Raw genomic sequence first — 12,001 nt, 5'->3', positions numbered from 1 at the left:
GCCAACAGCAGTTCCCAAATCCCGCTGATACGAGTCCCCCCTCGTGCGGGTGCCCCTTTGAACCTTGGGAGTAGGCCCCATGACCCAGTCGTCTGTGGAGCCCAAGACCGCCTCGGAGGACGCGGGCTCCGGCTCCAACGTCCCCGCCGGCCGTTCTTGGCTCGACCGGTACTTTCACATCTCGGAGAGAGGATCCTCCGTCGCGACGGAGATCCGCGGCGGCGTCACCACCTTCATGGCGATGGCGTACATTCTCCTGCTCAACCCGATCCTCCTCGGAGGCCCGGACGTCGACAAGCACGTCCTGGCCGCCTCCGCCGTCATCACGGCGACCGCCTTCGCGGCGGCGGTGACCACCCTGCTGATGGGCTTCGTCGGCAAGGTCCCGCTCGTCCTCGCGGCGGGTCTCAGCGTCTCCGGTGTGCTCGCGACCCAGGTCGTGCCCAAGATGACGTGGCCGCAGGCCATGGGCATGTGTGTCGTCTACGGTCTGGTGATCTGCCTCCTGGTGGTCACCGGTCTCCGCGAGATGATCATGAATGCGATCCCGCTGCCGCTCAAGCACGGCATCACCATCGGCATCGGTCTCTTCATCGCCCTGATCGGCTTCAACAAGGCCGGCTTCGTGGGCGCGGGACCGCAGTTCGGCCCGCCCATCACCCTCGGCGCAGGCGGCGAGCTCGTCGGCTGGCCGGTCCTGATCTTCGCGGTCACCCTGCTCGCGATCTTCGCGCTCCAGGCCCGCAAGATTCCGGGCGCGATCCTCATCGGCATCGTCGCCGGCACCATCGTCTCCCTGATCGTGAACGCGGTCGCGGACATCCCGGCCAAGGGCCCGGGCTCCTGGGCCAACGGCGCTCCGGAGCTCAAGGGCAGCGCGGTCTCCAGCCCGGACTTCTCGCTCTTCGGCGACGTCTCCTTCGGCGGCTGGGGCGACGTCGGCTTCATCACCGTCGGCGTCATCGTCTTCACCCTGGTCCTCGCCGGCTTCTTCGACGCCATGGCCACCATCATCGGCGTCGGCACCGAGGCCAACCTCGCCGACGACAAGGGCCGGATGCCCGGCCTCTCCAAGGCGCTGTTCATCGACGGCGCGGGCGGCGCGATCGGCGGCGTCTCCGGCGCCTCCGGCCAGACCGTCTTCGTGGAGTCCGCCACCGGCGTCGGCGAAGGCGCCCGCACCGGCTTCTCCTCGGTGATCACCGGTCTGTTCTTCGCGGCCGCCATCTTCTTCACCCCGATCACCCAGATCGTGCCCCGTGAGGTCGGTTCCGCCGCCCTGGTCGTCATCGGAGCGATGATGATGATGAACGCGAAGCACGTGAACTGGGGCGACAGCTCCGTCGCGATCCCGGTCTTCCTGACCGTCGTCCTGATGCCGTTCACCTACAGCATCACCCCGGGCGTCGCGGCCGGCGTCATCGCCTACACCGTCATCAAGGTGGCGCAGGGCAAGGCGCGCGAGGTCGGTGCGTTCATGTGGGCCCTGACCGCGATCTTCATCGTGTTCTTCGCCCTCCACCCGATCGAGGGGTGGCTGGGCGTCAGCTGACGCCCGACCCGCCCTCCGTACACACCCAAGGAGACCGACATGCTGGACATCGCCGAAGAGCTGCACCGGTGGGTCGAGCAGGGACGCACCTTCGCCGTCGCCACCGTGGTCGCGGTCGGCGGCAGCGCGCCCCGGCAGCCGGGAGCCGCACTCGCCGTCGACAGCGACGGCACGGCGATCGGATCGGTCTCCGGCGGGTGTGTGGAGGGCGCGGTCTACGACCTGTGCGTCCAGGCCCTCGAAGACGGCAAGACCGTCGTCGAGCGCTTCGGCTACAGCGACGAGGACGCCTTCGCGGTCGGTCTGACCTGCGGCGGCATCATCGACATCCTCGTCACCCCGGTCCGCGGCGGGGTCTTCCCCGCCGCGCTGGCCGCCGCCGTCTCGGGGGAGGCGGCGGCCCTGGCCCGCATCGTGGACGGACCGGAGGAACTGTTGGGGCAGGCCCTGCTCGTCCGTCCCGACGGCTCGTACGAGGGGAGGCTCGGCGGCCACCCCGAGCTGGACCGCACCGCGGCCGCCGAGGCCCGGGCCATGCTCGACGCGGGCCGCACCGGCACCGTGGAGATCGGCGAGGACGGCAGCCGCTGCGGACAGCCGCTGAGCCTCCTGGTCGAGTCCTCCGTCCCCGCCCCCCGCATGATCGTCTTCGGCGCCATCGACTTCGCCGCCGCCCTCGTCCGGGTCGGCAAGTTCCTCGGCTACCACGTCACCGTCTGCGACGCGCGGCCCGTCTTCGCGACGCCGGCCCGCTTCCCCGAGGCCGACGAGATCGTCGTCGACTGGCCCCACCGCTACCTGGAGTCGACGGAGGTCGACGGCCGGACCGTCCTCTGCGTCCTCACGCACGACGCCAAGTTCGACGTGCCCCTCCTCCAGGCCGCCCTGAAGCTTCCCGTCGCGTACATCGGCGCGATGGGCTCCCGCCGCACCCACGAGGACCGCAACGAGCGGCTCCGCGGGGTCGGCGTCACCGAACTCGAACTCGCCCGCCTGCGCTCCCCGATAGGCCTCGACCTCGGCGCGCGCACTCCCGAGGAGACCGCCCTGTCGATCGGCGCCGAGATCGTCGCCAACCGCCGCGGCGGCACCGGCGTCTCCCTCACGGGCGCCCACACCCCGATCCACCCCGAGGGGCCCCGCGAGCCGGACGGGCGCATAGGGTCCGTCGCGTAGTCACAGGGCCGGTCGCGCAGTCACCGGACCCTCGCGCGCCCCGGAGCAGGACGAACCTGCCCCGGGGCGCGCTCCGTTGTGCCCCGCTCCTCTCTCGACACTTAATGCAAGTCAAAAGAAAAGTGGTCCCATGGCTTGACCCGGATCCGGGCAGCCGTGAGCATCTGTTGCGGAGTGCGCGCTCCCCATCCCCAAACCCCCCTCGTACATGAGGAGTTCGAGCCATGCCCGCATCCGGCACCCGACTCGCGCCACCCCCACGCCCGGGCCCACGCGCCACCGCCGCCACCCTCGTGACCGCGCTCCTCGCCGGTCTGCTCGCGCTCGTCGCCGCGCCTCCCGCCGCGGCCGCCCCCGTCCTGCTCTCGCAGGGCAGGCCCGCCACCGCCTCCAGCCAGGAGAACGGCGGCACCCCCGCGAGCGCCGCCGTCGACGGCGACCCGGGGACCCGCTGGTCCAGCGCCTTCGCCGATCCGCAGTGGATCCAGGTGGACCTGGGCGCCCCGGCCGCGCTCAGCAGGGTCGACCTGCGCTGGGAGACCGCCTACGGCAAGGCGTACCGCATCGAGCTCTCCGGCGACGGGACCGACTGGACGACCGCGTACAGCACGGCGAACGGCCCCGGCGGCAACGAGTCGCTGCCCGTCACCGGCACCGCCCGCTACGTCCGCGTGTACGGCACCACCCGGGCCACCGCCTGGGGCTACTCCCTCTGGGAGTTCCAGGTGTACGGCACCGCCGACGGCGGCCCCGCCCTGCCCGGCGGCGGCGACCTCGGGCCCAACGTGCACGTCTTCGACCCGGCCACGCCCGGCATCCAGGCCAAGCTCGACGAGGTCTTCGCCCAGCAGGAGTCGGCCCAGTTCGGCGGCGGCCGGCACGCCTTCCTCTTCAAGCCCGGCACCTACAACGGCCTCAACGCCCAGCTCGGCTTCTACACCCAGATCGCCGGCCTCGGACTGCGCCCCGACGACACCACCATCAACGGCGACGTCACCGTCGACGCGGGCTGGTTCAACGGCAACGCCACCCAGAACTTCTGGCGCGGCGCCGAGGGCCTCGCCCTCAACCCGGTGAACGGCACCGACCGCTGGGCCGTCGCCCAGGCCTCCTCCTTCCGCCGCATGCACGTCAAGGGCGGGCTCAACCTCGCCCCCAACGGCTACGGCTGGGCCAGCGGCGGCTACATCGCCGACTCGAAGATCGACGGCCAGATCGGCAACTACTCGCAGCAGCAGTGGTACACCCGCGACAGCTCGATCGGCGGCTGGTCCAACTCCGTCTGGAACCAGGTCTTCTCCGGCACCGAAGGCGCACCCGCGCAGGCCTTCCCCGAGCCGAGGTACACCACCCTCGACACCACCCCGATCTCCCGCGAGAAGCCGTATCTGATCTGGGAGGACGACCAGTACAAGGTCTTCGTCCCGGCCAAGCGGACCGACGCCCGCGGCACCACCTGGGCGAACGGCATCCCGCAGGGCGAGAAGATCCCGCTGAGCCGGTTCTACGTCGTCAAGCCCGGCACCACCGCCGCCACCATCGACCAGGCGCTCGACCAGGGCCTGCACCTGCTGTTCACGCCCGGCGTCTACCACGTCGACCGGACGATCACCGTGAACCGCGCGGACACGATCGTCCTCGGCCTCGGCCTGGCCACGATCGTTCCGGACAACGGCGTCACCGCGATGCGCGTCGCCGACGTCGACGGCGTCCGCCTCGCCGGCTTCCTGATCGACGCCGGAACCGTCAACTCGCCGACGCTCCTCGAAGTCGGGCCGCAGAACGCCTCCGCCGACCACGCCGCCGACCCCACCACCGTCCAGGACGTGTACTTCCGCGTCGGCGGCGCCGGCGCCGGGAAGGCGACCACCGCCATGGTGGTCAACAACGACGACACGATCGTCGACCACACCTGGGTCTGGCGCGCCGACCACGGTGAGGGCGTCGGCTGGGAGACCAACCGCGCCGACTACGGCGTCCGCGTGTACGGCGACGACGTCCTCGCCACCGGACTCTTCGTCGAGCACTTCAACAAGTACGACGTCGAGTGGTTCGGCGAGCGCGGCCGCACGATCTTCTTCCAGAACGAGAAGGCCTACGACGCCCCGAACCAGGCCGCCGTCCAGGACGGCCCCTACAAGGGCTACGCCGCCTACCGCGTCGACGACTCCGTGACCACCCACGAGGGCTGGGGTCTCGGCAGCTACTGCTACTACAACGTGGACCCGACGATCCGTCAGGACCACGGCTTCCGGGCCCCGGTGAAGCCCGGCGTCAGGTTCCACGACCTGCTCGTGGTCTCGCTCGGTGGCAAGGGCCAGTACGAGCACGTCATCAACACCACCGGCGCCCCGACCTCGGGCACCGACACCGTGCCGTCCACGGTGGTCTCGTACCCCTGATCCCCGCGGGGCGGGGCGGAGGGCGGCGCGCGGTCAGTGCGCCGCCCTCTCCCGTACGGTCGACGCCCACGCCGGCTGCTCCTCGGCCGGCTCCGCCTCGGCCCGCCGGCCGCCCCGGGCGAAGAAGTCCGCGAGCGGCAGGATCGCCGCGCCGACCGTCACCGCGTCCGGGCCCAGGGTCCCCATGCCGATGGAGACCCGCGCCGCCGGGTACGTCAGGGCGTACTCGGCGGCGTACCCCTTCACCGTCTCCAGGAACCGGGCGCCGAGCTGGAGGCCCGCCCAGCCGCCGACGAGGATCCGCTCGGGCTGGAAGAGGTTGATCAGGTCGCCGAAACCGGCGCCCAGGTACTCGGCGGTCTCCTCCAGGACCGCGAGCGCCGTCGCGTCCGGCTCCCTCCCCGCGTCGGCCGGGTAGGCGGCCGCCAGCATCGAGGTCAGGGCCGTCTCCTCGTCCGCGCCCGCCGGGGGCCGCCCGCCCGCCTCGCGCCAGCGTTCGAGCAGGGCCTCGGCGCCCGCGTACGCCTCCAGGCAGCCCCGGGCGCCGCAGCGGCAGCGGCGCCCCCGGACCCGTACCGTCAGATGGCCCCATTCGAGCGCCCGGCCGGGCCCCATCGGGTCGGTGACCACGCAGGCGCCGACGCCCGAGCCGAAGAGCACGACCACGGCACTGCGCGCGCCCCGGCCGGCACCGAACCACATCTCGGCCTGGCCGAGGGTCTTGGCGCCGTTGTCGATCCAGTACGGCACCGAGGCCGGCAGGTCCACGCTCCCGCGCAGCAGACGCTCCAGCGGGACCGCGTCCCAGCCGATGGTCTGGCCGTGCACGACCGCGCCCTCCTCGGCCGTACGGGCGACGATGCCGGGGACGCCGACGCCGACGCCGAGCAGCCGCTCGGCGGGGACGCCCGCGGTCAGGAGCACCTCCGCGATGCCCGCCCGCACGTGCTCGACGACGACCCCGACCTCGTACCGGTCATGGGGGTTCGGCCGGTCGACCGCCAAGGGGCGCTCGGTGCGGGCGAGTTCGGTGAGGGTGAGGTCGAAGAGCTCGATCCGGACGCGGGTCTCGCCGACGTCCACGCCGATCATGCAGCCGCTGCCGGGGGTGATCCGCAGCAGCGTGCGGGGGCGGCCGCCGGCCGAGTCGACGCTGCCCGCCTCCTCCACGAGGCCCTCCGCGACGAGCTCCGCGACCACGTTGCTGACGGAACCGGAGCTCAGTCCGGTGGCGGGCCCCAGGGAGAAGCGGCTCAGGGGGCCGTCGAAGTACAGGCGCTGGAGGACGGCGGTGCGGTTCTCGCGTCGCAGGTCACGCACGGTGCGGCCGTTCCGCATGGTCACTTGGGCCCCCAGGTGAAGTAGTCCTGACCGCAAGATACCGCTGCCAGGACCCTTGACGCGACCTTCTCTTGAGGTTTAACTCACGTCCTGAAATAAGCCGGGGAGAGGCCCTCCGAGCCTTCACCTCCTGAACGCGGGACACCCCCACGGACCCCGCGCTCCCCAGCTCCCCGCCACCTCCCGAAAGGGTCATGAGGAGCCATGCGCACAATCAGAGCCGCGGCCGCCGGTGCCGTCACCCTCTCCCTCGCCCTCACCGCCGCAGCGTGCGGAGGCGGCTCCTCGGCCGACGGCTCCGGCGGCGGCAAGACCCTCACCTACTGGGCCTCCAACCAGGGCGCGAGCCTGGAGGTCGACAAGAAGGTCCTCCAGCCCGAACTCGACCGCTTCGAGAAGGAGACGGGCATCAAGGTCAAGCTGGAGGTGATCCCCTGGTCCGACCTGCTCAACCGGATCCTCACCGCCGCCACCTCGGGACAGGGCCCCGACGTCCTCAACATCGGCAACACCTGGAGCGCCTCGCTCCAGTCCACCGGCGCCCTGCTGCCCTGGGACGCGAAGAACTTCGAGGCCATCGGCGGCAAGGACCGCTTCGTGGACTCCGCGCTCGGCTCCACCGGCGCCACCGGCCAGGACCCGGCCGCCGTCCCGCTCTACTCCATGGCCTACGCGCTCTACTACAACAAGAAGATGTTCAAGGACGCCGGCATAGCGAAGCCGCCGGCCACCTGGGACGAGCTGATCGCCGACGGCAAGAAGCTCAGCAAGGACGGCAGGTCCGCCATCGGCGTCGAGGGCGGCAGCCTCGCCAACAACATCCACCAGGTCTTCGTCATGGGCAAGCAGCACGGCGCCGACTTCTTCACCCCCGACGGCAAGGCCGACTTCACCTCCGACGGTGCCGTCGCCGCGGTCAAGCAGTACGTCGACCTCATGGCCGCCCACAAGATCGTCGCCCCCGGCAACGCCGAGTACGCCCAGAACCAGTCCCTCGCCGACTTCGCCAAGGATCGCACCGCCATGGTCCTCTGGCAGACCCCCGGCACCACCTTCCAGGCCCAGGGCATGAGCCCCGACGCCTGGGGCGTCGCCCCCGCACCCGTCCCCTCCGGCACCCCCGGACAGGGCAAGCGGATCAACTCCATGGTCGCCGGCATCAACCTCGCCGTCTTCAAGAACACCGGGAACAAGGACGGCGCCCTGAAGTTCGTGAAGTTCATGACCGGCGACCAGGAGCAGAAGACGCTCAACAGCGCCTACGGCTCCATCCCCCCGGTCAGGACCGCCCAGCAGGACCCCGCCTTCGACACCCCCACCGTCACCGTCCTCAAGCAGACCCTCGCCACCAGCGCCGCCGCCCTGCCGCAGGTCCCAGAGGAGTCCCAGTTCGAGACCGTCGTCGGCACCGCCGTCAAGGAACTCTTCGCCGACGCCGCCGCCGGACGCCCCGTCACCACCGAGTCCGTACGGGCCAAGCTCGACAAGGCCCAGCAGCAGATGCCCAAGAAGTGAGCCCGGACGCCACCATGACCACCACCGCCATCGAGAAGCCCCACGGGTCGACCGGGCAGCGGCACACCCCCGGGGCGGCCCCGCGCAGGCGCCGCCCCGGGCGGCTCCGGGCCCGCGGACTGCCCTACCTGCTGCTCCTCCCGGCCCTCCTCCTCGAACTCCTCGTGCACCTGGTGCCGATGCTCATCGGCATCGTCATGAGCTTCAAGGAGCTCACCCAGTTCTTCATCCGCGACTGGACGGCCGCCCCCTGGTCCGGACTCGGCAACTACGCCGTCTCGGTCGACTTCGACGCCCCGGTCGGCCAGGCGCTCCTGAAGTCGTTCGTGACGACCTGCCTCTTCACCCTCTGCTCCGTCGGCCTGTGCTGGATCCTCGGCGCCTCGGCCGCCGTCTTCATGCAGGAGACCTTCCGCGGCCGCGGCTTCCTGCGCGCGCTCTTCCTCGTCCCGTACGCCCTGCCGGTCTACGCGGCCGTCATCACCTGGGCGTTCATGTTCCAGCGGGACAACGGCCTGGTGAACCACGTCCTCCACGACCAGCTCGGCATCGGCGACAGCCCCGCCTTCTGGCTCATCGGCGACAACGCCTTCGTCACCCTGCTCGTCGTCTCCGTCTGGAAGGGCTGGCCGTTCGCCTTCCTCGTCCTGATGGCCGGACTCCAGAACATCCCGAGGGAGCTCTACGAGGCCGCCGCCCTCGACGGCGCCGGCCTGTGGAAGCAGATCCGCCACATCACCCTGCCGTCCCTGCGGCCGGTCAACCAGGTCCTCGTCCTCGTGCTGTTCCTGTGGACGTTCAACGACTTCAACACCCCCTTCGTGCTCTTCGGCAAGGCCGCCCCCGAAGCCGCCGACCTGATCTCCCTGCACATCTACCAGTCCTCGTTCCAGACCTGGAACTTCGGCACGGGCTCGGCGATGTCGGTGCTGCTCCTGCTGTTCCTGCTCGTCGTCACGGGCGTCTACCTGCTGCTCACGACCCGGGACCCCCGGAAAAGGAAGGCCGCCGGTGGCCGCTGACAAGAAGCCCCGCTCGCCCATGGCCGCCCCCCGCTCCTTCCTCTGGAGCCGCCGGATCTTCCTCACCCTCCTCACCGGCTTCGTCCTGCTGCCGGTGTACGTGATGGTCTCCAGCTCCCTCAAACCCCTCGCGGACGTCTCGGGGAAGTTCCAGTGGATCCCCTCCGGGCTCACCCTCCGCCCGTACGCCGACATCTGGCAGACCGTCCCGCTCGCCGACTACTTCGTGAACTCCCTGGTCGTCGCGGGCACGGCCACCGTCTGCTCCCTTGTCGTCGCGGTCTTCGCCGCCTACGCCGTCAGCCGCTACGCCTTCCGCGGCAAACGCGTCTTCACCGTGACCGTGCTCTCCACCCAGATGTTCCCCGGCATCCTCTTCCTGCTGCCGCTCTTCCTCCTGTACGTCAACATCGGCGACGCCACCGGCATCGCGCTCTTCGGCTCGCGCGGCGGTCTGATCCTCACCTATCTGACCTTCTCGCTGCCGTTCTCCATCTGGATGCTCATCGGCTACTTCGACGCCGTCCCCCGCGACCTCGACGAGGCCGCCAGGGTCGACGGCTGCGGCCCGCTCGGCGCCCTCTTCCGGGTCGTCGTCCCCGCCGCGGTCCCCGGCATCGTCGCCGTCGGCGTCTACGCCTTCATGACCGCCTGGGGCGAGGTCCTCTTCGCCTCCGTCATGACCACCGACACCACCCGCACCCTCGCCGTCGGCCTCCAGGGCTACGCCACCCAGAACGACGTGTACTGGAACCAGGTGATGGCCGCCTCCCTCGTGGTGAGCGTCCCCGTCGTCGCCGGGTTCCTGCTCCTCCAGCGCTACCTCGTCACCGGCCTCACCGCGGGCGCGGTCAAGTGACGAACCCCCGGCCCGAAAGGACTTCCGTGTCTGCACCGCTCGACCTCGCCGCCTTCCCCCCGTCCTTCGCCTGGGGCACCGCCACCTCCGCGTACCAGATCGAGGGCGCCGTCGCCGAGGACGGCCGCGCCCCCTCCATCTGGGACACCTTCTCCCGTGTCCCCGGCGCGATCGACCACGGCGACCACGGCGACACCGCCTGCGACCACTACCACCGCTGGCCCGAGGACATCGCCCTCATGAAGGGCCTCGGCACCGACGCGTACCGGCTCTCCGTCGCCTGGCCCCGCGTCGTGCCCGGCGGCGACGGGCCCGTCAACAAGGCCGGGCTCGACTTCTACGACCGGCTCGTCGACGGCCTCCTCGACGCGGGGATCACCCCCTCCGTCACCCTCTACCACTGGGACCTGCCGCAGACCCTCCAGGACCGGGGCGGCTGGACCGTCCGCGACACCGCCGAACACCTCGCCGCGTACGCCGGCGTCGTCGCCGAGCGCCTCGGCGACCGCGTCACCCAGTGGGCCACCCTCAACGAACCCCTCTGCTCCGCCTGGATCGGCCACCTGGAGGGCCGGATGGCACCGGGCCTCACCGACCTCACGGCCGCCGTCCGCGCCTCGTACCACCTGCTCCTCGGCCACGGCCTCGCCACCGCCGCCGTCCGCGCCGCCGCCCCCGGCGCCCAGGTCGGCCTCGTCACCAACCACTCCACCGTCGCCCCCGCGAGCAGCCGCCCCGAGGACGTGGCCGCCGCCGCCCGCATGGACGGCCACACCAACCGCTGGTGGCTCGACCCGGTGTACGGCCGCGGCTTCCCCGCCGACATGCGCGAGCTGTACGGCGTCGAACTCCCGGAGCGGCCCGGGGACCCGGAGCTGATCGCGGCCCCGCTCGACTGGCACGGCCTCAACTACTACTTCCCCGTCACCGTCGCCGACGACCCGGCCGGCCCCGTCCCGCACGCCCGCGAGGTCCGCCTCCCCGAGGTGCCCCGCACCGGCATGGACTGGCAGATCGACGCGGGCGGACTTGAGGCCTTCCTGCTGCGGCTCACCGAGGACTACGGCGTGCCCAGGCTGTACGTCACCGAGAACGGCTCGGCCTTCCCCGACACCGCGGGACCCGGCGGCGAGGTCCACGACCCCGAGCGCACCCGCTACCTGGAGGAGCACCTCGCCGCCTGCGCCCGCGCCCTGCGCAAGGGCGCCCCGCTCGCCGGGTACTACGCCTGGTCCCTGCTCGACAACTTCGAGTGGGCCTACGGCTACGACAAGCGCTTCGGGCTCGTCCACGTCGACTACGCGACCCAGCGCCGCACCGTGAAGACCAGCGGCCGGCGGTACGCGGAGCTGGTCGCCGCCCACCGCGCGCTGCACGCCGCCCGGTAGCGCGCCCGGCTCGTCCGGCAGCCCACGCCCGGCCCCGTCCCGCCAGGGACGGCGCCGGGCGTGCGTGGTTTCTGGGGGTGTCTCAGGCCTTCCGGAGGCCGCTGAGCAGCAGCTCCGCCAGCTGTTCGTACGCCTCGGCGTCGGCGAGACCCGTCGCCGCGGCCACCTGGCGCCGCTGGATGCGGACCATCACCGAGGAGATGACGTCGGCCGCGAAGGTCACGTGCACCTCGCGGAAGACACCGGCCCGCACGCCCTCCTCGATGAGCTGCTGGACCCGGCCCGCCGCCGCGCGGGTGTTCCGCTCGTACACCTCGGCCGCCGGCTCGAAGGCCGCCACGTCGTCGAAGAACGCCGGAGAGACGGGCGCGAGCTCCGCCGAGACCGCCCGCAGATAGGCCGCGAGCCGCTCGGCCGGATCCGTCGCCGCCGCGAGGACCGCCTCGACCCGGGCCGTGGCCCGCCGGAAGAAGTGCACGACCGCCGCCCGGACCAGCTGCTCCTTGCTGCCGGCCAGGCCGTACAGGGTCCGCTTCGAGCAGCGGAGACGCGCGGCGAGGTCGTCGAGCGTCAGCCGGGCGAAGCCCTCCCCGACGAGGAGGGCGACGAGCTCCTCGAACAGGGCGGAGCGGCGCGGGGGGGGGGGGGGGGGGTTCTTGTGGGGTTTTTCGTAGGGTTCTCTCCCCCCGCCCACCTTCCCAGCATACGTTCCTCGGGGGTCCGTTTTCACCCCCCTCCTCTCCCCC

At 71.4% G+C, this 12,001-nt stretch carries 9 protein-coding genes; 7 read left to right on the top strand and 2 right to left on the bottom strand.

Annotated features, from left to right (window positions below; genetic code table 11):
* Positions 1–79 precede the first annotated feature (79 nt).
* From ACZ7HT_RS19615 to ACZ7HT_RS19605, 3 genes are all read left to right on the top strand, one after another.
* The gene (locus ACZ7HT_RS19615; RefSeq protein WP_471167189.1) at positions 80–1,552 is read left to right on the top strand and encodes an NCS2 family permease; all 1,473 of its coding nucleotides are present in this window, start codon (positions 80–82) and stop codon (positions 1,550–1,552) included.
* Positions 1,553–1,591: 39 nt separating this feature from the next.
* Positions 1,592–2,728 carry an XdhC family protein gene (locus ACZ7HT_RS19610; protein WP_471167186.1) on the top strand — a complete coding sequence of 379 codons (1,137 nt, stop codon included), beginning with the start codon at positions 1,592–1,594 and terminating at the stop codon, positions 2,726–2,728.
* 224 nt (positions 2,729–2,952) lie between these two features.
* Positions 2,953–5,130 (top strand): discoidin domain-containing protein, encoded by a 2,178-nt coding sequence (locus ACZ7HT_RS19605; RefSeq protein ID WP_471167184.1) that lies wholly within the window; start codon positions 2,953–2,955, stop codon positions 5,128–5,130.
* A gap of 33 nt (positions 5,131–5,163) precedes the next feature.
* Here ACZ7HT_RS19605 and ACZ7HT_RS19600 read toward each other — a convergent pair whose 3' ends face one another.
* Positions 5,164–6,474 (bottom strand): ROK family transcriptional regulator, encoded by a 1,311-nt coding sequence (locus ACZ7HT_RS19600; RefSeq protein WP_471167181.1) that lies wholly within the window; start codon positions 6,472–6,474, stop codon positions 5,164–5,166.
* A gap of 201 nt (positions 6,475–6,675) precedes the next feature.
* On the opposite strand from ACZ7HT_RS19600, the gene ACZ7HT_RS19595 reads away from it, so the two are divergent.
* From ACZ7HT_RS19595 to ACZ7HT_RS19580, 4 genes are read left to right on the top strand one after another with little or no spacing between them, the layout of a single operon-like run.
* Positions 6,676–7,986 carry an extracellular solute-binding protein gene (locus tag ACZ7HT_RS19595; protein WP_471167178.1) on the top strand — a complete coding sequence of 437 codons (1,311 nt, stop codon included), beginning with the start codon at positions 6,676–6,678 and terminating at the stop codon, positions 7,984–7,986.
* A gap of 14 nt (positions 7,987–8,000) precedes the next feature.
* Positions 8,001–9,008: a carbohydrate ABC transporter permease gene (locus ACZ7HT_RS19590; RefSeq protein WP_471167176.1), complete on the top strand. Its 1,008-nt coding sequence runs from the start codon at positions 8,001–8,003 to the stop codon at positions 9,006–9,008.
* Between the two features lie 19 nt (positions 9,009–9,027).
* Positions 9,028–9,867: a carbohydrate ABC transporter permease gene (locus ACZ7HT_RS19585; protein WP_471167696.1), complete on the top strand. Its 840-nt coding sequence runs from the start codon at positions 9,028–9,030 to the stop codon at positions 9,865–9,867.
* Between the two features lie 26 nt (positions 9,868–9,893).
* The gene (locus tag ACZ7HT_RS19580; protein WP_471167173.1) at positions 9,894–11,255 is read left to right on the top strand and encodes a GH1 family beta-glucosidase; all 1,362 of its coding nucleotides are present in this window, start codon (positions 9,894–9,896) and stop codon (positions 11,253–11,255) included.
* An 82-nt stretch (positions 11,256–11,337) separates the two neighbouring features.
* Here ACZ7HT_RS19580 and ACZ7HT_RS19575 read toward each other — a convergent pair whose 3' ends face one another.
* Positions 11,338–11,949, bottom strand: a complete 612-nt coding sequence (locus ACZ7HT_RS19575) for a TetR/AcrR family transcriptional regulator (protein ID WP_471167172.1) — start codon at positions 11,947–11,949, stop codon at positions 11,338–11,340.
* Positions 11,950–12,001: the final 52 nt, after the last annotated feature.

This window comes from Streptomyces sp. NPDC037410 (assembly GCF_055602235.1).
Note: the sequence above shows the minus strand (reverse complement) of the source record. Positions and strands in the feature narration are given on the sequence as shown.